This is a genomic window from Streptomyces sp. NPDC107538, assembly GCF_055657445.1.
On sequence record NZ_JBVKAY010000020.1, the window covers coordinates 22,377 to 46,285 of the forward strand.

The following is a 23,909-nucleotide window of genomic DNA, read 5'->3' on the forward strand; positions in this document are numbered from 1 at the left end:
CGGTACGGCAGAGGTTAGGTTGGGGGTCGGGAGAGGGAGGGTCACGACCAGGTGGAGCGCAGGACGATCGGCGCGGCGACGCTCGAGGTGGGGGCCGTAGGACTCGGGTGCATGCCGATGAGCTGGGCGTACACCGGGTCGCGGCAACGGGGCGACGAGTCGATGCGGACGGTGCACCGGGCGCTCGACCTCGGCACCACGCTGCTGGACACGGCGGACATGTACGGCCCCTTCACCAACGAGCTGCTGGTGGGCCGGGTGCTGAAGGAGCGGCGGGCGGAGGCCTTCGTCTCCACCAAGGTGGGGCTGCTGGTGGGCGAGCAGCACATCGTGGCCAACGGCCGCCCCGGCTATGTGCGCCGGGCCTGCGACGCGTCGCTGCGCCGGCTCCAGACCGATGTCATCGACCTCTACCAGTTGCACCGGGCGGATCCCGAGGTCCCCGTCGAGGAGACGTGGGGCGCGATGGCGGAGCTGGTGCAGGCCGGGAAGGTACGGGCGTTGGGCCTGTGCGCGGTGGGCGCGCGGGCGGGGCGCCGGCCGGGCGCGGGCATGTACGACACCACGATCCGCCAGCTCCAGCGGGTCCAGCAGGTCTTCCCGGTGAGCGCCGTGCAGGCCGAGCTGTCGGTCTGGTCGCGGGAGGCGCTGGACGCCCTTCTCCCCTGGTGCGTGGCCCGGGGTATCGGTTTCCTCGCCGCCATGCCTCTGGGGAATGGTTTCCTCACCGGCACGCTGACTCCGGGCGGGGGCTTCGAGCCCGACGACCTCCGCGCTCGGCATCCGCGGTTCACCTCCGAGATGATGGCCGCCAACCAGCCCCTCGTCGTGGGACTGCGCCGGATCGCCGCCCGGCACGGGGCGACGGTGACCCCGGCCCAGGTCGCGCTGGCCTGGATCCTGTCCCTCGGCCCGCACGTGGTCCCGGTGCCGGGCACCAAGCAGGCGCGGTGGGTGACGGAGAACGCGGCGGCGCAGGCGCTGCGGCTCACGGCCGGGGATCTGGCGGAGGTGGCGGGGCTGCCGCCGGCGCGGGGATCCTGGGACTGAGCGGGGATTCTGGGACCGAGGGGGACGGCGGTCGGCCGTCGAGCCGGAAAATCCTCTTGATCCGGCGGAGGTGGAACTTGTGGGGCACTCGCGGTGTAAGACAAGTAGAAGTTCCACGCCGAAGGGATCGTGATGGTGCAACGTCGAGTGGTGACGGCCGTGTTGGCCGCGGCCGTGCTCCTGGTGACGACCGGCTGCTCCTCCGACGACGGAGAGAGCAAGGACGCGGCCGGCAGTTCGCCCCCGAGCAGCAGCAGTACCGGGTCGTCCCCGCCGGATCAGGGGGCGGCGGACGCGGTGCCCCCCGCGAAGGGCTCGGTGAAGGTGGTCCGCACCGTCGCCGAGGGCCTCGACACCCCCTGGGGCCTCGCGGCCCTGCCCGAGGGCGGACTGCTGGTGTCCTCCCGTGACGGGGCCACGATCAGCAGAATCGACGAGGAGTCCGGCAAGGAGACCGTGCTCGGCGAGGTCCCGGGGGTGGCCCCGGCCGGCGAGGGCGGCCTGATGGGCATCGCGGTCTCCCCGGAGTACGCCTCGGACCACATGATCTACGCGTACTTCACCTCGGAGTCCGACAACCGGATCGTGCGGATGCTGTACGCCCCCGAGAAGCCCGCGGGCGAGCAGCTCGGCGCCCCCGACACCATCCTCCGCGGGATCCCCAAGGGCACCAATCACAACGGCGGCCGTCTCGCCTTCGGCCCCGACAAGATGCTGTACGCAAGCACGGGCGAGCGGTACGAAGGCCCTCTGGCCCAGGACAAGGACTCCCTCGGCGGCAAGATCCTCCGGATGACCCCGGACGGCGAACCGGCCCCGGGCAACCCCTTCGACGACTCCGTCGTGTACTCGTACGGCCACCGCAACGTCCAGGGCCTGGCCTGGGACACCAAACAGCGTCTGTGGGCCTCGGAGTTCGGCCAGAACACCTGGGACGAGCTGAACCTCATCCAGCCCGGCGGGAACTACGGCTGGCCCGAGGTCGAGGGCAAGGAGGGCAAGTCCGGTTACATCGACCCGGTGGCCGTCTGGACCACGGACGAGGCCTCCCCCAGCGGTATCGCGATGGCGGAGGGCTCGGTCTGGATGGCGGGCCTCAAGGGCCAGCGCCTGTGGCGCATCCCCCTGGACGGCACCAAGACCGCCGCCGACCCCCAGGCCTTCCTGGACGGTGACTACGGCCGCCTCCGTACCGTCCTCTCCGCCGGCGGCGACAAACTCTGGCTGGTCACCAGCGAGACGGACGGCCGCGGCACTCCGGAGGACGGCGACGACAAGATCCTTGAGCTGGAGGTGACGTAGCCGGCCGGGTCCTATCCCACGACGAGCCGCTCCCCCTCCCCCGCCGGGGCCAGGCCGACCCGGTGGGCCACCGCCGCCGCCTCGCCGCGGCCGGAGACGCCGAGTTTGGCGAGGATGTTGGAGACGTGCACGCTGGCGGTCTTGGGGGAGATGAAGAGTTCCCCGGCTATCTGGCGGTTGGTGCGGCCGGCGGCGACCAGGCGGAGGACGTCGTGTTCGCGGTCGGTGAGGCCGAGCGCGGCCACGGGGTCGGCGGAGGTGAGGGCCGGCTCGGGGGCGCGGTGCAGGGTGAGGCGGGCGCGGCGGGCGAGCTGGGCGACCTCGTCGGCGAGGGGGCGGGCGCCGAGATGGCCGGCGACGGCGGCGGCCAGCCGCAGCAGCTCGGTCGCGCGGTCGCGGGCCTCGTCGTCGGTGCCGTCGGCCAGCAGTGCCTCGGCGAGGCGGTGCCGGACGCGGGCGAGGTCGTAGGGCCGGTCCAGGGGCTCGAAGGCGGTGACGACGTCGGACCAGGTGTCCGGGGCCATCAGGCCCTCGGCGCGCTGGAGTTCGGCGCGCACCCAGCGTTCGTGGGCGAGCCAGATCGGTGCGCCGGTGGTGAGCTTCTTGACCACGGCGAGGATCCGGTCGAGGACCTCGGCGCGGCCGGGCCCGGCGATCGGCAGGGTGCGGGCGTCGGCCTCGGCGGTGACGGCGGTGATCAACAGGGGCCAGGCGTAGCGCTGGGTGCCGACGGGGAAGCCGGTGTCGAGGACGTGGGCCAGTTCGGCGCGGGCGTCGGGGAGGCGGCCTTCGGCGGCGGCGATGCCGATGGTGATGCGGGACAGGGGCAGCGTGAACTGCGGCACGGAATCGTGGGTGCCGAAGAACTGACGCGCGGCAGCGAGTTGTCGTGCGGTCTCACTGATGTCTCCCCGAGCAAGGGCCAGATGGGCACCGTGGGTGGCGCCGGCACCGCGCGGCTTGGAGTGGCGGCCGATACCTTGCGCCCTTGTCGCGGCCTCGGCGGCTTCGGCCCACTGGCCCAGGGAGTCCAGGGATTCGGCGAGATTGGTCCACATCCAGGACTGGATGTCCCGCAGGCCCAGTTCATCGGTGAGCACGAGGGCTTCGTGGAGAAGTTCCACAGCTTCCCGGGAGCGGCCGACGCTCTCCAGGACGGATGGCAGATTCACCAGGGCGTTGCCGAGGACGGTGGCAAAGCCCCCGGGGTCCTCCAGCACCCGGTTCCTGACCCGGTGCATCTGGGCCAGTCCTGCCTCGGTGTCCCCCGCGTCGACCATCAGCACACCCAGCGTGAGGCGGGCGTTCAGCTCGATGTTCTCGGCACCGACCATGCACGCGTACTCGACGGCTCGTTCGGCGGCGGAGACGGCTTCCGGACCGGGTTGGTGGAGCATCGACCACGCGGCGGCCATCGCGAGTACTTCGGCGTGAACCTCGGACGGGGGCAGGCCGCGTACCAGATCCTGCGCGGTTCGCAGTTCCGCCCATCCGTCACCTCGGGCCAAGGCCTGCACCAACACCGAGCGCTGTACCCAGAACCACGCCGCGCGCAAAGGGCTGCTGCCGTCCGCCAGCCGGTCGAGGGCCCGGCGGGTGATCCGCAGGGCCCGCTCGCGCTCGCCGCACAGTCGTCCCGCGACGGCCGCCTCGGCCATCAGGTCGAGATAGCGCAGCGGATGGGTGCCCGGGGCGCAGCCGCAGGGCGGGTAGACCTCGGTGTAGTCGACGGGGCGCAGGGTGGCGCGGACGGCGTCAGGGACGGCGTCCCACAGCTCCATCGCCCGTTCCAGGAGGCGTAGTTGCTCGGCGTGGGCGTGCCGGGAGCGGGCCTCGGTGGAGGCGTCGAGGACGGCGGGCAGGGCCTTGGCGGGGTCGTGGGCGTGGTACCAGTAGCTGGCCAGGCGGGTGGCGCGGCCGTCGGCGGGTACGAGGGCGGGGTCGGCCTCCAGGACCTCGGCGTAGCGGCGGTTGAGGCGGGAGCGTTCGCCGGGGAGCAGGTCGTCGCCGACGGCCTCGCGGACCAGGGAGTGGCGGAAGCGGTAGCCGTCGCCGCCGGGGGCGGGGATCAGGATGTTGGCGCCGACGGCGGTCCGCAGGGCCTGGATGAGGTCGTCCTCGGGGAGCCGGGCGACGGCCGCGAGCAGGGCGTACTCCACGGTGGAGCCGCCCTCGGCGACGATGCGGACGACCCGCTGGGCGTCCTCGGAGAGCCGCTCGACCCGGACGAGGAGCAGGTCGCGCAGGGTGTCGGTGAGGCCGGGGCAGCCGCCGTCGTGGGCGGCGACGGCGAGTTCCTCGACGAAGAAGGCGTTGCCGTCGGAGCGGTCGAAGATCTCGTCCACGCGCTCCGGTGCGGGTTCGGCGGCGAGGATGCCGGCGAGCTGGTGGGCGACCTCGGCGCGGTTGAAGCGGGGCAGTTCGAGGCGGCGGACCGTGCGGAGGCGGTCGAGTTCGGCGAGGAGGGGGCGCAGCGGGTGGCGGCGGTGGATGTCGTCGGAGCGGTAGGTGGCGAGGACGACGAGGCGGCCGGTGCGCAGCGTGCGCAGAAGATAGGAGAGGAGGTGGCGGGTGGAGGCGTCGGCCCAGTGCAGGTCCTCCAGGACGAGGACGATCGTGCGGTCGGCGGCGAGGCGTTCCAGCAGCCGGGCGGTGAGTTCGAACAGGCGGGCCGTGCCCTCCTCGTCGTGCCGTGCGCGGGGGGCCTCGCCCAACTCGGGGAGCAGCCGGGCCAGTTCCTGTTCCTGGCCGGCGGACGCGGCGGCCAGTTCGTCGGGCAGCCGGCGGCGCAGGGCGCGCAGCGCGGTGGAGAAGGGGGCGAAGGGCAGGCCGTCGGCGCCGATCTCGACGCAGCCGCCGAGGGCGACGACCGCGCCCCCGCGCGCGGCCTCGCCGGTGAACTCCTCGACCAGCCGGGTCTTGCCGACTCCGGCCTCCCCGCCGAGCAGCAGTGCCTGCGGCCCGTCGGCCGCTCCCCCGCTCTGCACTCCCCCATTCGCCGCAGCGCGCGCGGCGCCTCCATCGGCGCGGGTCAACGCCTCGCGCAACACCTCCAGTTCGCCGACGCGACCGACGAACACCGGACTGACGGACCTGGTCTCCACATCGCCGAGCATCGCACGACCCTCGGACACTTCGGCACCGATTATCCGCAGCCCCCGAGGAACCGGCCCCGCGCCCGCCCCCGCGCTCACGCGGCGCGCGGGGAGCGGAGTCGGCGTAGGCGTTCGCCGAGGGCCCGCCCCTCGGCCTCCTTGTCGGCCTCTCCCGACGCGGACCTCCGTGTGGTCCTGGAGTCGTGTGCGGCCTCGCGGCGGGCGCGGCGGGCCTCGCGGACCTGGCGGTAGTGCTCCGCCTCACGGATGAGTTCCGCGGAACGGATCTGGTGCAGTTCGTGCTCGAACATCTCGTACCCCTGGTGAAGAGTCGGTTGCGGTTCGCTTCTCGCGATGCCTCAACCTTCGTCTCCCAGGGGGGTCCGCCACATCGGGAGAGTTCCGCATCTTCACACGTGGGAGGGGCCTTAGGCCCGTCGCAGGGATACCTGGGACGGGCCTAAGGCCCCTCAGAAGAGCGTCCTGCCGGGGCAGGCGTCAGGTGCTCGGCAGTGCCAGCAGGAGGTCGGAGTACTTCAGGGCGGCCAGCACCAGCCCGATGAAGCCGACCGAGACACCGGCCCAGGCGACGGACTTGATCCACGGTGTCTGCACCTGGTCGGGGTCGCCGAACGCGGGCCGCACCAGTACGGCGACACCGACGAGCAGGCCGACCAGCGCGAAGACGCCGCCCCACAGCGCGGAGGCCTGCCAGGCGTCGCCGTAGACGGCCTGGAGCTGGGTGGCGACGGTCGCGTTCGTCGCGGCCTGCATCTCCAGCTGTCCGGTGATCTCCTCGCGCGCGGAGGCGACCGTGCCGACCCAGCCGCCGGTCAGGGAGACCAGGCCCAGCACCACGGAGACGATGCCGGCGGCACCCTGCCCCACACCCGGCGTGGCCTTCGCGGCGGCCGGCGGGAACTCCTCGTCGAACTCTCCGGCCTCGTCGGAGCCCTCGGGGTCACCGGAGCCGTCGGCCGCGACCGCGTCACCGGCCTCCGCCGCGGCTGCCGGCGTGGCGTCCTCCTTGGCCGCGTTCCCCTTGGTGAGGTCGGTGCCCTTCACCGACTCGTCGTCGTTCCTGGCCTCGGCGCCCGTGTCGGCCCCGGTCTCGTCAGCTGTCTTGGTTCCCATACCTCGCACCGTACGAATGTTGTCTGAGAGCTTTCTTAACGCTCGCTGTGACCACCGCGAGCGCGTGCCGCACGCCATTCGGGCGCCAGGACGGACCATATCTCCACGTCGTGCCGGACACCCCGGTGGGGATATCTCTCCCGCTGTACACCGTCCTTGACCATGCCGAGCCGCCGTGCCACGTTCAGGCTGGGGGTGTTGCCGGAGGCGGCGATCCACTCGACGCGGTGGATGCCGCGGACGTCGACGGCCCAGTCGATGAGGATCCGCATGGCGCGGGTGACGAGCCCCCGGCCGGTGCCGGCGGGCTCCAGCCAGCAGCCGACCTCGCAGTTGGCGCTCTCCGCGTCGAAGTTGAGGAAGAGGACCCCGCCGACGAGCTTGCCGTCGAGCCGGATGCCGTGCAGGGAGCCGGTGTCGGCGGCGCGCATGTCGGCGTACCGCTGGAGGACGGCACGCGCGCCCTCGACGTCCGTGGCGGACTGGCCGAAGGGGACGTACTGGTTGATGAAGTCCCGTCCCCGTTCCAGGTGCGCGAGGAACTCCTCGGCGTGCCAGGGTTCCAGCGGCCGCAGTTCGGCCCCGTCGTCACCCAGGGATATCGCGTACATCCTTCGGCCGCTCCTTCTCCACGTCTTCCACCACGACGTCCGCGAGCCTCTCATGGGCGGCTCGGGTCTCGGGCGGTTCGATGCTGATGCGGGGCATGCGCCGGTCGAGCCAGCGGGGCAGCCACCAGTTGGCGCCGCCGAGCAGGTGCATCAGGGCGGGGACGAGGAGCGTCCGCAGGACGAAGGCGTCCAGGGCGACGGCGGCGGCCAGCGCGATGCCGAACATGGCGATCACACGGTCGCCGCTGAGCACGAAGGCGAGGAAGACGGAGATCATGATGACCGCCGCGGAGTTGATGACCCGGCTGGTCTCGGCGAGGCCGACGCGGACCGCGCGCCGGTTGTCGCCGGTCTCCAGCCACTCCTCGTACATCCGGCTGACCAGGAAGACCTGGTAGTCCATGGAGAGCCCGAAGAGGACCGAGACCATGATCACGGGGAGGAAGGGTTCGATCGGTCCGGCCTGGCCGAGGCCCAGCAGCTCGCTTCCCCAGCCCCACTGGAAGATCGCGACGACGACGCCGAACGCGGCGGCGACTGCGGCCACGTTCATCGCGGCGGCCTTCAGCGGTATCCCGATGGAGCGGAAGGCGAGCAGGAGCAGCAGACAGCCGAGGCCGATGACGACGCCCACGAACAGCGGCAGCTTGCCGACGATGACGTCCGCGAAGTCGTCGTAACCGGCGGTCACCCCGCCGACGTGCAGATCGAGGGAGGTGCCGGTCTCGGCGCGCGGCAGCACCTCGTCGCGCAGCCGTTCGACCAGCTCGCTGGTCCTCGCGGACTGCGGGGAGGAGTCGGGGACGACGGTGAGGTACGCGGTGTCGCCGCCGGTGCTGTACGTCACCGGGGTCACCGCCGAGACGCCCTCGGTGGCCCTGAGCGTGGTGTCGAGGTTGTCGAGGGCGAGCTTGTCGGCGGCGCCGTCGACCTCGGTGACCAGGGTCAGGGGGCCGTTCACCCCGGGGCCGAAGCCCTCCGCGAGGAGGTCGTAGGCCTGGCGGGTGGTGGTGGCCTCCGGGTCGTTGCCCTGGTCGGAGGTGCCGAGGCGCAGTCCGAGGGTGGGCAGGGCGAGCAGGGTCATGACGACGAGGGCGATCGCGCCGAGCTTCTTGGGGTGCCGTTCGACGAAGGCGGACCAACGGGCGGCGAAGCCGGTGGGCAGTTCGGGCTCGGGGCCGTGCTCGGCGAGGCGGCGGCGTTCGCGGCGGCTGAGCGCCCGCATGCCGATGAACGACAGCAGGGCCGGCAGCAGGGTCACGGACGCGGCGACGGTGAGGACCACGGTGAGCGAGGCGGCGATCGCGACGCCGTTGAGGAAGCCGAGCCGCAGGATCAGCATGCCGAGCAGGGCTATGCAGACCGTGGCACCGGCGAAGACGACGGCCCGTCCGGTGGTGGCGACGGCACTGCGCGCGGCCTCCTCGACGGACAGTCCCCGCTTCAGCCCTCGGCGGTGCCGGGTCACGATGAACAGCGCGTAGTCGATGCCGACGCCGAGGCCGATCAGGGTGCCCAGCATGGGCGCGAAGTCGGCGACCGTCATGGCGTGCCCGAGCAGGGTGATCCCCGCGTAGGCGGTGCCCACGCTGACCAGGGCGGTCGCGATCGGCAGCAGGCTGGCGGCGAGCGAGCCGAACGCCAGGAGGAGGACCACGGCGGCGACCAGCACCCCGACGATCTCGGCGAGATGCCCGCCGGAGGTCTCGGTGAGCCCGATCGAGGTGCCGCCCAGCTCCACCTGGAGCCCGTCGCTGTCGGCGGCCTTCGCGGTGTCGACGACGGCCTCGGCCTGTGCCTTGTCCACGTCCTCGGCCGGCTCGTCGAAGGTGACGGTGGCGTACGCCGTACGGCCGTCCTGGCTGATCCGGCCGCCGTCGGCCCCGTCGTACGGGTCGGTCACGGCGGCGACACCCGGCAGGTCGGCGATCCGGTCGAGGGTCCGGGTCATGGTCTGCTCGACGGCGGCGGCCCGTACCGACCCGCCCGCCGCGTCCGTGTGCCAGACGACGGTGGCGCTGTCGCCGCCGACGCCGGGGAAGCCCTCGTTCAGGAGGTCGGTGGCGCGGCTGGACTCGGTTCCGGGGGTCTTGTAGTCGTTCGAGTACGCGGCTCCCGCGACGGCGGCACCCGCGGCCGTGCCGGCGAAGGCGAGAAGCCACAGAAGTACGGCGACAAGACGGTGCCGGACACACCAGCGCGCGAGGGCTGCCACGGATCGTGCTCCTGGGGAGGGGAGACATGAACAATTCCTGGCAACTGTTGCACCACAATGTGATCGTTTGGCCCCTTTGAGGGTCTCCTCACAGGGGATGGGAGGCACCTCACAGGACAAACGGCGGCACTCTGTCGCCTCGCGTCACCGCCGTGGCACACCTGAGGGCGGCTCATCGCGAGGATGTGCCGCCCTCAGGGGTACGGGTTCTGCCAAACGTTTGTTCAGCGCCCACCAAATATTTGTTCAACCACGCGCTCAGCCCTCGCTGACGCCCAGCTTCTCCAGGATCAGTTCCTTGACGCGGGCCGCGTCGGCCTGGCCACGCGTGGCCTTCATGACCGCGCCGACCAGCGCACCGGCCGCGGCCACCTTGCCGCCGCGGATCTTGTCGGCGATGCCCGGGTTGCCGGCGATGGCCTCCTCGACGGCCGTCGTCAGGGCGCCCTCGTCGGAGACGACCTTCAGACCGCGCTTGTCGACGACCTCGTCCGGGGTGCCCTCGCCCGCGAGGACGCCCTCGATGACCTGACGCGCCAGCTTGTCGTTCAGATCGCCCTTCGTCACCAGCGCGGTGACCCGGGCTACCTGCTCCGGCGTGATGGCCAGCTCGTCGAGCGCCTTGCCCGACTCGTTGGCGCTGCGGGCCAGCTCGCCCATCCACCACTTGCGGGCGGAGGCGGCGTCCGCCCCGGCCTCGATGGTGGCGACGATCGGGTCCAGCGCGCCGGCGTTGAGGATCGCCTGCATCTCGGTGCCGGAGATGCCCCACTCGGCGAGGAGCCGGTTGCGGCGGACCAGCGGCAGTTCGGGCAGCGCGGCCCGGATCTCCTTGACCCACTCACGGGAGGGGGCCACCGGCACGAGGTCCGGCTCGGGGAAGTACCGGTAGTCCTCGGCCTCCTCCTTCACGCGGCCCGAGGTCGTGGACCCCGTGTCCTCGTGGAAGTGCCGGGTCTCCTGGATGATCGTGCCGCCGCCGTTCAGGACGGCCGCGTGCCGCTGGATCTCGAAGCGGGCGGCGCGCTCGACGGATCGCAGCGAGTTCACGTTCTTCGTCTCGGAGCGCGTGCCGAACTTCTCGCGGCCGTGCGGGCGCAGCGACAGGTTCACGTCGCAGCGCATCTGGCCCATCTCCATGCGGGCCTCGGAGACGCCGAGCGCCTTGATGACCTCGCGCAGCTCACGGACGTACGCCTTGGCGACCTCGGGAGCGCGCTCGCCCGCGCCCTCGATCGGCTTGGTGACGATCTCGATGAGGGGGATGCCCGCGCGGTTGTAGTCGAGCAGGGAGTGCGAGGCGCCGTGGATACGGCCCGTCGCGCCACCGACGTGCGTCGACTTGCCGGTGTCCTCCTCCATGTGGGCGCGCTCGATCTCCACGCGGAAGGTCTCGCCGTCCTCCAGCTGCACGTCGAGATAGCCGTTGAAGGCGATCGGCTCGTCGTACTGGGAGGTCTGGAAGTTCTTCGGCATGTCCGGATAGAAGTAGTTCTTCCGGGCGAAGCGGCACCACTCGGCGATCTCGCAGTTCAGCGCGAGACCGATCTTGATCGCCGACTCGACGCCGATCGCGTTGACGACCGGGAGCGCGCCGGGCAGGCCGAGGCAGGTGGGGCAGGTCTGCGTGTTGGCGTCCTGACCGAGTTCGGTCGAACAGCCGCAGAACATCTTCGTCTTGGTGCCGAGTTCGACATGGACCTCAAGGCCCATGACGGGGTCGTACGACGCCAGCGCGTCCTCGTACGACACCAGGTCGGTCGTGGTGGTCACGGTCTTGGTTCCCTCTCAGCCCAGCAGGACGTCGTCGTCGCCCAGCCGCTTCAGTTCGCGGTACAGGATGGCGAGGCCGGTGACGATGCCGACGGCGGCCACGGACGCGTCGATCAGCCGCAGCGTGTCCTGCTCGGCGCGGGCCTTCTTGATCCGCTTGGCGATGCCCCACGCGCCGAAGGCGGTGGAGGCGATGGACACGTACGTACCGGACTTGGACTTCTGGAAGTCCTTGGCCTTGGACAGTGCGTTGCTCACAGCGACGGAGCCTCCTCGAGAAGCGGGTGGCCCCACTTTTCCACGAAGGCTGCCTCGACGGCGGCGCCGACCTTGTAAAGACGGTCGTCCTTCAGCGCCGGAGCGATGATCTGCAGTCCGACCGGCAGCCCGTCCTCCGGCGCGAGGCCGCAGGGCAGGGACATCGCGGCGTTGCCCGCGAGGTTGGTCGGGATGGTGCAGAGGTCCGCCAGGTACATCGCCATCGGGTCGTCGGCGCGCTCGCCGATCGGGAAGGCGGTGGTGGGCGTGGTCGGCGAGACGATGACGTCGACCTGCTCGAACGACTTCTCGAAGTCCCGGGTGATGAGCGTCCGGACCTTCTGGGCGCTGCCGTAGTACGCGTCGTAGTAGCCGGAGCTGAGCGCGTACGTGCCGAGCATGATGCGGCGCTTGACCTCGGGGCCGAAGCCCGCCTCACGGGTGAGGGAGGTGACGGCCTCGGCGGAGTTGGTGCCGTCGTCGCCGGTCCGCAGGCCGTAGCGCAGCCCGTCGAAACGGGCGAGGTTCGACGAACACTCGCTCGGCGCGATCAGGTAGTACGCGGCCAGCGCCAGGTCGAACGACGGGCAGTCCAGCTCGACGATCTCGGCACCCAGCTCCTTGAGGAGGGCCACGGACTCGTCGAACCGCTGGACCACACCGGCCTGGTAGCCCTCGCCGCGGAACTGCTTGACGACACCGACGCGCATCCCGGCGACGCTGCCGTTGCGCGCGGCCTCGACGACCGGCGGGACCGGGGCGTCGATGGAGGTGGAGTCGAGCGGGTCGTGCCCGGCGATCACCTCGTGCAGCAGCGCCGCGTCCAGGACCGTACGGGCGCAGGGCCCGCCCTGGTCGAGGGAGGAGGAGAACGCCACCATGCCGTAGCGGGAGACCGCGCCGTACGTCGGCTTGACGCCGACCGTGCCGGTGACGGCGGCCGGCTGACGGATGGAACCGCCGGTGTCGGTGCCGATGGCGAGGGGCGCCTGGTAGGAGGCGAGCGAGGCGGAGGAACCGCCGCCGGAGCCGCCCGGGATACGGGTCAGGTCCCAGGGGTTGCCGGTCGGGCCGTAGGCGCTGTTCTCGGTGGAGGACCCCATGGCGAACTCGTCCATGTTGGTCTTGCCGAGGATGACGACGTCCGCGTCCTTGAGCCGCTTGGTGAGCGTGGCGTCGTACGGCGGGATCCAGCCCTCCAGGATCTTCGAGCCGACGGTGGTGGGAATCCCGACCGTGGTGAAGATGTCCTTGAGCGCGAGCGGGACACCGGCGAGCGGGCCGAGCTTCTCGCCCCGGGCCTTCTTCTCGTCGACGGCACGGGCCTGGGCGAGGGCGCCCTCGCGGTCGACGTGCAGGAAGGCGTGCACCTTCTCGTCGACGGCCTCGATCCGGGCGAGGTGGGCCTCGGTGACCTGGACGGCGGTGAGTTCGCCGGCGGCGATCTTCGCGGCGATCTCGGCCGCGGTGAGCTTGATGATGCTGTCGGTCATGACGTGATCAGTCCTCCCCCAGGATCTGCGGCACCTTGAAACGCTGCTGCTCCTGGGCCGGGGCGGCGGAAAGCGCCTGCTCGGGGGTGAGCGAGGGACGGACCTCGTCCGCGCGCATGACGTTCGTCAGCGGCAGCGGGTGCGAGGTCGGCGGTACATCTTGGTCGGCGACCTCGCTGACGCGGGCGACCGCGCCGATGATGTCGTCCAGCTGGCCCGCGAAGTGTTCGAGTTCTTCGGGCTTCAGCTCCAGACGCGCCAGCCGGGCGAGGTGGGCGACCTCCTCGCGCGTAATGCCAGGCATGCAGCGATCCTCTGGGGTGAGTGTGTGTGGTTTGGCGCCAATCCTATGGGGCCGCGCGGAGTGGCTGCGCCGCTGGGCCGGGCGCCTAGTAGCTCGGGGTGCACTGTAATCGGGCGGGTGCGGGTGCGTGGGGCTTCTCGCGCAGTTCCCCGCGCCCCTGAAAAAGCAGGGCTGCGCCCCTGCTTTTCGGCCCGGAAGGGCCGTAGGCCCTCAAGGGGCGCGGGGAACTGCGCGAGAAGCCCCACCGGGCCGGCAGCCGCCAACGCACCCGCCACCCCGAGCTACTAGGCGCCCTCGCCCTCCACCGCCGCCGGCAACGCCGCGGCAGGCCGCTGCCACCCCCGAGACCCCCGTGCCCGCAGCCAGGCCGTGGCCTCCTCCGGAGGCATCGCGGCGGCGACCAGCCACCCCTGCACCGCGTCGCACCCGAGGTCCCGCAGCCGCTCCCACGTCTCGTCGTCCTCGACCCCCTCCGCGACGACGAGCAGCCCGAGCGAGTGCGCGAGATCGACCGTGCAGCGCACGATCTCCGCGTCCTCGTTGTCGATGGCCAGCCGCGCCACGAACGACCGGTCGATCTTCAACTCACTCACCGGCAGCCGCCGCAGATGCACCAGCGAGGAGTACCCCGTCCCGAAGTCGTCGAGCGACATCTTCACCCCGTGCCCGGTCAGCCCGGCGAGCGTGTCCGCGGCCCGCTGCGGGTCCTCCAGGAGCACGTGTTCCGTTATCTCCAGCTGGAGCGCCCCGGCGGGCACCCCGTGCCGGGCGAGCCGCGCGGCCACCGCGCCCGCGAACCCGGGGGTGTGGACGTCGCGCGGCGACACGTTCACCGCGACCGGGACGTGCAGCCCCTGCGCCCGCCAGCGCGCCACCTGCCCGAGCGCGGTCTCCAGGACGTACTCCGTGAGATGCGGCATCAGCCCGGAGGACTCGGCGATCGCTATGAACTCGTCCGGCGGGACCTTCCCGCGCTCGGGGTGCACCCACCGCACCAGCGCCTCAAGACCGGCGACCTGCCCGTCGAAGCGCACCTTCGGCTGGTAGTGCAGCTCGACCTCGTTCGCGTCGAGCGCGCGCCGCAGATCGCCGAGCAGTCCGAGCCGGTCGGGGGTGTTGGAGTCCCGCTTGGACTCGTAGACCTCGACGCCCGTACGGTCCCGCTTCGCCTGGTACATCGCCACGTCCGCCCGGCGCAGCAGCCCCTCCGCGTCGAGCGCGTGGTCGGGGAAGACGGCGAGCCCGGCGCTGGCCTCCAGGACGAGGGTGAGCCCGTCGAGGTCGAGGGGTGAGCCGAGCGCGGCGACGAGGTTGCGGGCGACGCGCGACGCGGACGTGGTGGAGTCGGCGACGGGCAGCAGGACGGCGAACTCGTCGCCGCCGAGCCGCGCGGCCTCCGCTCCGCGCGGCAGGGCGACCCGCAGCCGATCGGCTATCTGCAACAGCAGCCGGTCGCCCGCGAGATGCCCGAGCGTGTCATTGACGGACCGGAAACGGTCGAGGTCGATCAGCATCAGTGCCGACCTCGCTCCGATGCGTTCGGCATCGTCCAGGGCGGTCCAGGTGCGTTCCAGCAGCCACTGACGGTTCGGCAGTCCGGTGAGCGGGTCGCGCAGCTGTTCCTCGGCGCGGGCGCGGGCTATCCACAGGGTGGAGTCGAGCGCGATGAGCGGGATGGCGAAGAGCGGCAGCAGCAGCGGCTGGGCGAGGGCGACGACGCAGACGAGCGGGGCGATGCCGAGCAGCGCGACGGCGACGAGGCCCTGTCTCACCAGGGCGGTGCGCGCGACCGTGGGCAGTCCGCCGCGCGGCGCCGCCAGATGCCAGAGCAGGACGCGGCTGACCACGAGGTAGGCGATGGCGACCAGGGCCACCTGGGGCGCCGAGTAGAAGGTCCAGCTGTCGGGGTCCCAGGGCCGCTCCACCGAGGGGACGCGGCCGAAGACCCGGAGGACGAGCGCGGCGGCGCCGATGCCGAGGATGTCGACCGCGCCGTGCAGCACGCCCTGGCGCCAGCGGCCCCGGCGGGCGATGCCGACGAGGACGACGACGGTGAGGCTGACCATGCCGGCGGCCACCCAGCCGTACAGCAGCAGGACGGCGAGGGTGAGAGCGGCGCCGGAGCCGGTGCCGCCCCACCAGCGGGCGCGGCCCATGGCGACGAGGTGGCCGACGATGATGCCGGTCAGCAGGGCGAGGGACCAGCCGACCGTGCCGGCCGGGAAGAGCGCGTGCTGTCCGACGAACGCACGGTAGAAACCGGCGCCGAGGATGGCGCCGGCGAGACCCACGATCACGGCGGGCAGCGCGGGCCAGGACATGTGCCGTTCGGCGTCGTGACCGGGCAGTTCGTGTCCGGTCAGTTCGTGTCCGCGGCCCGCGCCGAGCGCGCCGGTGAGGGAGGGGGCGCCGCCGGTGCCGGCCGCGGGGCCGGCGGTGAGCCGTGCCGGGCCCGGTACGAGGGCGCCGCGTGCGCTCGCGCCCGCACGGCCCGGCGGCCGGGCCGCCCCGATCCCGGACTCCGCCGCCGTCGTCGTCGGCCCGGGACCGCACTCCCGGTCGTCCTGCTCCCGGCTTCCCTCGAACGGGTGTCCTCCCATGAGCAGGGAGCGTCCCCATCGCCAGGCCCCGGAGACCCGGCGCAGGCGCAGCCGTGAGTCCGGGGCGACGCTCTCGGTCGGTTCCATTCCCGTCCCTCTCACAGCCGGCGGTGCCCACGCCACGCGGCCCGTTGCTCCCGACAACCCTCAACGGCACCGCGTCCGAGAACCCACCACGCGTCCGGGCACGGCAGGCGCACAACCTCAACAGTAGGCCGCACAAGGCTTCCACGGGCAGCGGTCGACGTCGGTTGCCCGAATGCGACCGGCCACCCGTATGCATCTGGTATGCGCCGAACGGGTGACCTTCAACCCCTACTCCTCGATCGGGAGCGCGACGTCCGCCGCCGCGTCCGGCCCCTGTTCGAGCAGCACGGCGAAGCCGTCCTCGTCGAGCACGGGCACCTTGAGCTGCATCGCCTTGTCGTACTTGGAGCCCGGGTTCTCGCCCACTACGACGAACGAGGTCTTCTTGGACACCGCCCCGGTCACCTTGGCGCCCCGGCTCTGCAGAGCCTCCTTGGCGCCGTCGCGGGTGTGGTGTTCGAGTGTGCCGGTCACCACGACCGTCAGCCCTTCGAGGGGTCTGGGGCCCTCGTCCTCGCCGGAGCCCGCGTCCTCCAGGGGGACACCGGCGGCCTTCCACTTACGGATGATCTCGCGGTGCCACTCCTCGGCGAACCACTCCTTGAGCGCCGTCGCGACGATGCCGCCCACGCCGTCTACCGCCGTCAGCTCCTCCTCCGTGGCCTGCTCGATCCGGTCGATGGAACGGAACTCGCGGGCCAGGGCCTGGGCGGCGACCGGTCCGACATGGCGGATGGAGAGGCCGTTGAGGAAGCGGGCGAGCGGTCGGCTCTTGGCCTCCTCGATCTTCTGGAGCAGGGCGAGGGTGTTCTTCTTCGGCCCGCCCTCCTTGTTGGCGAAGACCGTGGCGATCTTCGGCTCACCCGTCTCGGGGTCGTGCTTGGGCAGCCCGCTGTCCATGTCGAGGACGTACGCCTTGATGGGGAGGAGCTTCTCCACCGTGAGGTCGAAGAGGTCGCCCTCGTCGACCAGGGGCGGGTCGGCCGGTTCCAGGGGCCGGGTGAGGGCCGCGGCGGCGACTCCCCCGAAGTGCTCGATGTCCAGGCACTGCCGGCCCGCGAGATAGGCGACGCGCTCTCTCAACTGGGCCGGGCAGCTGCGGGCGTTGGGGCACCGCAGATCGATGTCGCCCTCCTTCATCGCGCGCAGCGGTGTCCCGCACTCGGGGCACTCGGTGGGCATCACGAAGGGGCGCACCTCTTTGTCGTCGCGCAGGCTCACGACGGGTCCGAGGATCTCGGGGATGACGTCACCGGCCTTGCGGATCACGACGGTGTCGCCGATGAGGACGTTCTTGGCCTTGACGACCTCCTGGTTGTGCAACGTGGCGAACTCGACCTCCGAGCCCGCCACCGTCACCGGCTCGACCTGGGCGTACGGCGTGACCCGGCCGGTGCGGCCGACGCCCACCTTGATGTCGATGAGCTTGGTGTTGACCTCTTCCGGCGCGTACTTGTACGCGATCGCCCAGCGCGGGGCGCGGGCCGTCGAGCCGAGGCGCCCCTGCAGCCGGATCTCGTCGAGCTTGACGACCGCGCCGTCGATCTCGTGCGCCACGGAGTGGCGGTGCTCGCCGTAGTAGGCGATGAACTCCCGTACGCCGTCGAGGTCGTCGACCACTCTGTTGTGCTCGGCGGTGGGCAGGCCCCAGGACTTGAGGAGGTCGTAGGCCTGGGAGAGGCGGGTGAAGCCGCCGTCGAAGCCCTCCAGGGCGCCGATGCCGTGGACGACCATGTGCAGCGGCAGTGTGGCCGTGACCTTGGGGTCCTTCTGGCGCAGTGAACCCGACGCGGAGTTGCGGGGGTTGGCGTACGGCTTCTCGCCGGCCGCGACGCGGCGTTCGTTGAGGCCCTGGAAGGCCTCCATCGGGAAGTAGACCTCGCCGCGGATCTCCACGAGCCCGGGGACGCGGTCGCCCTTCAGCCGGTGCGGGATCTCGGCGATCGTCATCACGTTGGGTGTGATGTCCTCGCCGACCTGGCCGGTGCCCCGGGTGGCGGCTCGGGTCAGTCTGCCGTCCTCGTACGTCAGGTTCACCGCGAGGCCGTCGATCTTCAGCTCGCACAGCAGGTGGTAGTCGGTGGTGCCGACGTCCTTGGCGACGCGCTCGGCCCAGGCGGCGAGGCCCTCGTCGTCGAAGACGTTGTCGAGGGAGAGCATGCGCTCGCGGTGCTCGACCTCGGCGAGGCCGGTCTCGTACTCGACGGCGACCTTCTGCGTCGGTGAGTCCGGGGTGCGCAGCTCGGCGTACTCGTCCTCCAACGCCTCCAGGGTGCGCATGAGTTGGTCGAACTCCGCGTCGCTGACGACCGGGTCGTCCTTCACGTAGTACCGGAAGCGGTGCTCCTCGATCTCCTCGGCGAGCCGCGCGTGCTTCTCGCGTGCCTCGGCGGGCACCGTCGCGTCGGCAGGCACCGTCGCCTCGGCGGGTACCGATGTGGGCTGTGCGTCCTTGTCGCCGGCCACCGTGTTGTCCTCCCGTTACTCTGGGTTGTCCGCGAGGGATCTCGCCGCTTTGACGCAGTGGGCGAGCGCCCGGCGCGCGTACGTCGGGGAGACCCCCGCGAGCCCGCACGTCGGAGTGACCGTGACCGCGTCCGCGAGAAGCCCCGGATGCAGCCCCAGCCTGCGCCACAGCGTCCTGACCCCCATGACGCTACCGGCAGGGTCTGACAGCGCCCCCTCCGTGGTCGGCACGACACCGGCCAGCAGCTTGGTGCCCCCCTCCACTGCTTCCCCGATCGTGTCATCGTCACGCTCAGTGAGCAAGGTGAAGTCGAAGGAGATCCCGGTGGCACCGGCTCGACGCAGGAGCGCGAAGGGTACGTCGGGGGCGCACGAGTGCACGACGACCGCCCCTTGCTCGGTGTGGACGCCGATGACGTCGCGGAGGGTGGCCTCGACGAGTTGACGGTCGACGGCACGGTGGGTGCGGTAGCCGCTGGCGCTCTTCACCTGGCCGCGCAGGACGGCGATGAGGGAGGGTTCGTCGAGCTGGAGGACGAGTCGGGCCCGCGGGGCTCGGCGGCGGACCTCGGCGAGGTGCTGGCGCAGGCCCTCGGCGAGGGAGCCGGCGAGGTCGCGGCAGGCGCCGGGGTCGGAGAGGGCCACCTCGCCGTTCCTCAACTCCAGCGCGGCCGCCAGCGTCCACGGTCCTACGGCCTGCACCTTCAGCGGGCCCTCGTAGCCCTGGGTGAACTCCTCCAGTGCGTCCAGGTCCTCGCCCAGCCACGACCTGGCCCGCTTGGTGTCGCGTCCGGGGCGGTCGCCGATGCGCCAGCCGCTGGGCTCCACGCGCGCGTACAGCTCGACCAGCATGCCCGCGGTTCTGCCGATCATGTCGGCGCCGGGGCCTCGTGCGGGCAGCTCGGGGAGGTGGGCCATGCCCGTCTCCGGCCATTCAAGGGTGCCGGTGACGGTTTTCGCGGCCTCTCTGGCGTCGCCGCCGGGCATGGAGCCGATGCCGGTGGCGGGGCCGAAGCCGAAGTCTTCTTTCACGTGCCGAAGCCTACGTTTTCCGTTGGGGTGCGTGGTCGGGTGCGGGTCCGGTGGGGCTTCTCGCGCAGTTCCCCGCGCCCCTGAATAGCGGGGGCTGCGCGACCAGCCCCCACGCACCCGCACCCGCACCGCCTACGCGCCCCTCGGGTCAGGCCCCCGGGCGGACCGTCAGGTCGTTGACCTCCGCGTCCCGGGGAAGGTCCAGGGCCATGAGGATGGTCGTGGCGACCGAATCGGGCGCGATCCACCGGGAGGGGTCGTACTCCTTGCCCTCCTGCTGGTGGACCTTCGCCTGCATGGGGCTCGCGGTCCGCCCGGGGTACACCGTGGTGACCCGCACTCCGTTCCCGTGCTCCTCCCAGCGCAGGGAGTCCGCCAACGCCTTCAGCCCGTGCTTGGACGCCGCGTAGGCCGACCAGTCCGCGTGCGCGTTGAGCCCGGCCCCGGAGTTGACGAACACCACGTGCCCGCGCGCGGCCCGTAGTTGGGGCAGGAAGTGCCGGGTCAGCTCGGCGGGTGCGACGAGGTTGACGTTGAGCTGGTGCCGCCAGGCCTTCGGCGTCAGCTCGCCCACCGAACCGAGGTCGACGACGCCCGCGATGTGCAGCAGCGAGTCCACCCGGTCGGGCAGCGTCTGGTGGGAGAAGGCCCAGGAGAGCTTGTCCGGGTCCGCCAGATCGCCGACCAGCGTCCGCGCCCCCGGGAACTCCGCCGCCAGCTCCTTCGCCCGCCCCGCGTCGCGCGCGTGCAGCACGAGGTCGTCCCCGCGCTCGTGCAGCCGTCGGGCGACGGCCGCGCCGATGCCGGAACCCGCCCCGGTGATCACATGAGTAGCCATACGGTCATGCTCGCATCACCCCCACACCGCCAAGAACGCCCCGGCCGCCACGACCTAGACCACGCCCCGGCTCTCCTCCAGGTACGCCAGCGCCCCCACCGGCTCCTCCGCGAAGAAGACCAGGTCGGTGAGGGGGCGGGGCAGGAATCCCTCGTCCTCCATGCGGCGGAACTGTTCCTTCAGACCGTCGTAGAAACCGGCGGTGTTCAGCAGCACGACGGGCATCTCGGTGTGGCCGTGCTTCTTCAGCTCCAGGATCTCGGTCGCCTCGTCGAGCGTGCCGGTCCCGCCGACCATGATGACGACCGCGTCGGCCTTCTCCAGGAGCAGCCGCTTACGCTCGGCGAGGTCCCGGGCGACCACCATCTCGTCGGTGCCGGGCCGCGCCTTGGCCGACAGGAACTCGACCGAGACGCCCAGGAGTCTGCCGCCCGCCTCCTGCACACCGTCGGCGACCACCTTCATCAGCCCGACGTCCGAACCGCCCCACACCAGGGTGTGACCGCCCTTGCCGATCAGCTCGGCGAACTCCTTCGCGGGGCGCGTGTAACGGTCGTCGAGGTCGGCGGCGGAGAGGAAGACGCAGATGTTCATGCGTCCACGCTAAGGGGCCCCACCGACATCGGGCCCCTGCCCGCCACCGGCTTCCTCCGCCACGGTCACACGGATCTTGGACTGGCGGTGCGGCAGGTCCTCCCAGTCGTCCATGAGGCGGGCGGACAGGCCGTGTTCGCGGGCCAGGGAGACCAGGGTCTCGGTCCGGTAGTAGAAGTCCTCGTGGAGCACCTGGTGTTCGTGGCCCTCGGTGCGGCCGAAGGTGAAGTCGAAGAAGCCGCCGGGGGCGAGGACACGGCCGACGTGCGCGAGGCACTGCTCGATGACGTGCGGCGGCGAGTGGGAGAACACGCTGTGCGCGTGGACGACGTCGAAGTGCCCGGCGGGCAGGAAGGAGAACGTCAGGTCGGCGACGAGCGCCAGATGCGGGAGCTTGGACTGCAGGCCCTCGCGCGCGAGGGTGCGCTGGGCTTCCATGAGGATGGCCGGCGAGATGTCTATGCCGTAGTAGTTCCCGGCGTCGAGATGGTCGATGAACAGCCGTCCGGCCCGCAGGTTCCCGCAGCCGATCTCCAGCATCCGGTGCCGTGGCTGCAGACCGTGCCGCAGCAGGTAGTCGAACTGCATCCGCCCGAGGCGTTCCCACTTCTCCACCGACGGGTTGTGCCCGACGGCGGCCTCCGGGCTGCGTGCCGTGTCGGCGGCCATCACGGCCCGGTAGTACGCGATGTGGTCCCGGTGCCGCAGCCGCAGCCAGGTGTCCCGGGCCACCCGGTGGGCGTGCGCGGGCACCCGCTTCGGATGCCGCAGCGCGTACCGCATCCGATGACCGAGACTCCGCCGGTTCCTGCCCAGGTCGCTCCCGGACCGCCCGGCCGGATCTGTGGCTGTCATGACGACCTCCTCCGTCCCCCACGTCCCCTGCGGCCCGGCAGGGCCGCCTGGGAAGAGCTTCGAAGCTCACCAAGCAGCCTGCGCCGCGCGGACGCGGACGGCTACCCGGGGAGGGCGATCGTGGCCGTGGGTCCGACCCGTGGATCTATACGGCAGCCGCACGCGCGCGCGTGGTCGACGCGATCGTCGCCGAGCCCACCACGCGCGTGTCGTCGTAGAGCACGATCGCCTGGCCGGGGGCCACGCCCCGGACGGGCTCGGTGAAGGTGACCTGGAGGGTGTCGTCGACCAGTTCCGCGCGGACCTCGGTCTCGCCGCCGTGGGCGCGGAGCTGGGCGGTGTAGGTGCCGGGGCCGGTGGGGGCGGCGCCGCACCAGCGGGGGCGGATCGCGGTGAGGGCGTCGACGTCGAGGGAGGCGGCGGGGCCGACCGTCACCGTGTTGTCGACCGGGGAGATGTCGAGGACGTAGCGCGGCTTGCCGTCGGGGGCCGGGGTGCCGATGCGCAGGCCCTTGCGCTGGCCGATGGTGTAGCCGTACGCGCCCTCGTGGGTGCCCAGGACATTGCCGGACTCGTCGAGGATGTCGCCCTCGGCGCGGCCCAGGCGGTGGGCGAGGAAGCCCTGGGTGTCGCCGTCGGCGATGAAGCAGATGTCGTGGGAGTCGGGCTTCTTGGCGACGGCCAGCCCCCGGCGCTCGGCCTCGGCGCGGATCTCGTCCTTCGTCGTCACCGTGTCGCCCAGGGGGAACAGGGCGTGCGCGAGCTGCCGGTCGTCCAGGACGCCCAGGACGTACGACTGGTCCTTGGCCATGTCGGAGGCGCGGTGCAGCTCACGCGTGCCGTCCGGGTTCACGATCACCTGGGCGTAGTGGCCCGTGCAGACCGCGTCGAAGCCCAGGGCGAGGGCCTTGTCGAGGAGGGCCGCGAACTTGATCTTCTCGTTGCAGCGCAGGCACGGGTTCGGGGTGCGCCCGGCCTCGTACTCGGCGACGAAGTCCTCGACGACGTCCTCGCGGAAGCGCTCGGCGAGGTCCCACACGTAGAAGGGGATGCCGATGACGTCCGCGGCGCGGCGGGCGTCCCGGGAGTCCTCGATCGTGCAGCAGCCGCGCGCGCCGGTCCGGAACGACTGCGGGTTCGCGGACAGCGCCAGATGGACGCCTGTCACGTCGTGCCCGGCTTCCGCCGCGCGGGCGGCGGCCACGGCGGAGTCGACCCCGCCGGACATGGCGGCGAGGACACGGAGGGGGCGGGGGCGCTGCGAGATCTCAGTCATAACCCTTCAAGGGTAAGGGGCGCCGGGAACCGGAGCCCGCGAGTATCCGTTGACGATCTCGTGGGAACGAGACGGGCTTCGAAGAACGGGTCGGGCGGTTCCGGGGGCGCCGGTGCGAGCGCCTCCGGCGGCAAGGACGCGGGCCGGCGCGTGGGCCGCCGCGCGCTGCTGATCGGTACGGCGGTGGCCGCCGTCGGTACGGCCGTGGTGGCCCGGGACGAGCTGACGCGCGCGTGGTGGCGGGTGCCCGGGGTGACGAAGCCGCGCAAGGAGGGCGAGGTCGACTACACGGGCGCGAAGTGGGTCGCGGCCTCGGACGCGAACTGGCGGCTGGCGGACCGGCCGGACGACTTCGGCATAGACATGGTGATCATCCATGTCACCCAGGGCAGCTTCGACAGCGCGGTGAAGGTCTTCCAGGACCCGCAGCACGGCGCGGCGGCGCACTACATCGTCCGCGAGGACGGCCATGTCACGCAGATGATCCGCGAGTTGGACGTGGCGTACCACGCGGGCAACCGCGACTACAACGAGCGCAGTGTCGGCATCGAGCACGAGGGCTTCGTCGAGAAGCCCGAGGACTTCACGGCCGAGATGTACGAGGCCTCGGCGCGGCTGACGGCCCGGATCTGCGCGCGCTACGACATCCCGCTCGACCGTGAGCACATCCTCGGCCATGTCGAGGTCCCGGGCACGGACCACACGGACCCCGGCGAGGGCTGGGACTGGGACCGCTACATGAAGCTGGTGCGCGCGGCGGCGGCCTCGCAGACGTCGACGCCCGCCTGACGCCCGCCTGACCCCCGACGGCCGCAGCCCGGGCACCACCCCCGCCACGGCCGCTCCGCCGGGCCTCGGACAGTCGGGGCACAGGGGTGCGAGGGGGCCGGGACAGCGACGCCACAGCCCCCGCAGAATGTGACACG

Annotated in this window: 19 protein-coding genes; 3 read left to right on the forward strand and 16 right to left on the reverse strand. The window is 71.7% G+C overall.

The window, feature by feature from the left end:
* Positions 1-51: 51 nt before the first annotated feature.
* Positions 52-1,050: an aldo/keto reductase gene (locus ACZ7MG_RS39685; RefSeq protein ID WP_471388361.1), complete on the forward strand. Its 999-nt coding sequence runs from the start codon at positions 52-54 to the stop codon at positions 1,048-1,050.
* Between the two features lie 132 nt (positions 1,051-1,182).
* Positions 1,183-2,352: a PQQ-dependent sugar dehydrogenase gene (locus tag ACZ7MG_RS39690; RefSeq protein ID WP_471388358.1), complete on the forward strand. Its 1,170-nt coding sequence runs from the start codon at positions 1,183-1,185 to the stop codon at positions 2,350-2,352.
* Between the two features lie 11 nt (positions 2,353-2,363).
* Here the strand turns inward: ACZ7MG_RS39690 and ACZ7MG_RS39695 are convergent, their stop codons facing one another.
* From ACZ7MG_RS39695 to mnmA, 16 genes are all read right to left on the reverse strand, one after another.
* Positions 2,364-5,468, reverse strand: a complete 3,105-nt coding sequence (locus ACZ7MG_RS39695; protein ID WP_471389124.1) for a helix-turn-helix transcriptional regulator — start codon at positions 5,466-5,468, stop codon at positions 2,364-2,366.
* Between the two features lie 74 nt (positions 5,469-5,542).
* Entirely contained in the window at positions 5,543-5,758 is a 216-nt protein-coding gene (locus ACZ7MG_RS39700; RefSeq protein ID WP_471388355.1) for a hypothetical protein, read from the reverse strand.
* A 187-nt stretch (positions 5,759-5,945) separates the two neighbouring features.
* Positions 5,946-6,581 (reverse strand): hypothetical protein, encoded by a 636-nt coding sequence (locus ACZ7MG_RS39705; protein WP_471388352.1) that lies wholly within the window; start codon positions 6,579-6,581, stop codon positions 5,946-5,948.
* Positions 6,582-6,616: 35 nt separating this feature from the next.
* Positions 6,617-7,192 carry a GNAT family N-acetyltransferase gene (locus ACZ7MG_RS39710; protein WP_471388349.1) on the reverse strand — a complete coding sequence of 192 codons (576 nt, stop codon included), beginning with the start codon at positions 7,190-7,192 and terminating at the stop codon, positions 6,617-6,619.
* Complete coding sequence (locus ACZ7MG_RS39715; RefSeq protein ID WP_471388346.1) at positions 7,170-9,407, reverse strand: MMPL family transporter; 2,238 nt, start codon at positions 9,405-9,407, stop codon at positions 7,170-7,172. Before ACZ7MG_RS39715 ends, ACZ7MG_RS39710 begins: the two co-directional genes overlap by 23 nt.
* A gap of 258 nt (positions 9,408-9,665) precedes the next feature.
* On the reverse strand, positions 9,666-11,180 hold the full coding sequence (gene gatB, locus ACZ7MG_RS39720; protein ID WP_471388343.1) for an Asp-tRNA(Asn)/Glu-tRNA(Gln) amidotransferase subunit GatB: 1,515 nt from the start codon (positions 11,178-11,180) through the stop codon (positions 9,666-9,668).
* A gap of 15 nt (positions 11,181-11,195) precedes the next feature.
* Positions 11,196-11,438 (reverse strand): hypothetical protein, encoded by a 243-nt coding sequence (locus ACZ7MG_RS39725; protein ID WP_086751135.1) that lies wholly within the window; start codon positions 11,436-11,438, stop codon positions 11,196-11,198.
* Positions 11,435-12,931, reverse strand: a complete 1,497-nt coding sequence (gene gatA / locus ACZ7MG_RS39730; protein ID WP_336541097.1) for an Asp-tRNA(Asn)/Glu-tRNA(Gln) amidotransferase subunit GatA — start codon at positions 12,929-12,931, stop codon at positions 11,435-11,437. The genes ACZ7MG_RS39725 and gatA overlap by 4 nt, the downstream gene beginning before the upstream one ends.
* Before the next feature lie 7 nt (positions 12,932-12,938).
* Positions 12,939-13,235, reverse strand: a complete 297-nt coding sequence (gatC, locus tag ACZ7MG_RS39735; protein ID WP_005480000.1) for an Asp-tRNA(Asn)/Glu-tRNA(Gln) amidotransferase subunit GatC — start codon at positions 13,233-13,235, stop codon at positions 12,939-12,941.
* Positions 13,236-13,519: 284 nt separating this feature from the next.
* Positions 13,520-15,922: a putative bifunctional diguanylate cyclase/phosphodiesterase gene (locus tag ACZ7MG_RS39740; RefSeq protein WP_471396706.1), complete on the reverse strand. Its 2,403-nt coding sequence runs from the start codon at positions 15,920-15,922 to the stop codon at positions 13,520-13,522.
* A 228-nt stretch (positions 15,923-16,150) separates the two neighbouring features.
* Positions 16,151-18,388 (reverse strand): NAD-dependent DNA ligase LigA, encoded by a 2,238-nt coding sequence (gene ligA, locus ACZ7MG_RS39745; protein WP_471396704.1) that lies wholly within the window; start codon positions 18,386-18,388, stop codon positions 16,151-16,153.
* Positions 18,389-18,403: 15 nt separating this feature from the next.
* Positions 18,404-19,420, reverse strand: coding sequence for a methionine synthase (locus ACZ7MG_RS39750; protein WP_471396702.1), 1,017 nt, complete (start codon positions 19,418-19,420; stop codon positions 18,404-18,406).
* A 148-nt stretch (positions 19,421-19,568) separates the two neighbouring features.
* On the reverse strand, positions 19,569-20,258 hold the full coding sequence (locus ACZ7MG_RS39755) for an SDR family oxidoreductase (protein WP_471396699.1): 690 nt from the start codon (positions 20,256-20,258) through the stop codon (positions 19,569-19,571).
* A 54-nt stretch (positions 20,259-20,312) separates the two neighbouring features.
* Positions 20,313-20,852 carry an LOG family protein gene (locus ACZ7MG_RS39760; RefSeq protein WP_471396696.1) on the reverse strand — a complete coding sequence of 180 codons (540 nt, stop codon included), beginning with the start codon at positions 20,850-20,852 and terminating at the stop codon, positions 20,313-20,315.
* 9 nt (positions 20,853-20,861) lie between these two features.
* Entirely contained in the window at positions 20,862-21,707 is an 846-nt protein-coding gene (locus tag ACZ7MG_RS39765) for a class I SAM-dependent methyltransferase (protein ID WP_471396694.1), read from the reverse strand.
* A gap of 145 nt (positions 21,708-21,852) precedes the next feature.
* A complete protein-coding gene (gene mnmA, locus ACZ7MG_RS39770) occupies positions 21,853-22,983 on the reverse strand; it encodes a tRNA 2-thiouridine(34) synthase MnmA (RefSeq protein ID WP_471396691.1) in 1,131 nt (376 codons plus the stop codon).
* A gap of 60 nt (positions 22,984-23,043) precedes the next feature.
* On the opposite strand from mnmA, the gene ACZ7MG_RS39775 reads away from it, so the two are divergent.
* Positions 23,044-23,772 carry an N-acetylmuramoyl-L-alanine amidase gene (locus ACZ7MG_RS39775; RefSeq protein ID WP_471396688.1) on the forward strand — a complete coding sequence of 243 codons (729 nt, stop codon included), beginning with the start codon at positions 23,044-23,046 and terminating at the stop codon, positions 23,770-23,772.
* The last annotated feature ends 137 nt before the right edge of the window (positions 23,773-23,909 follow it).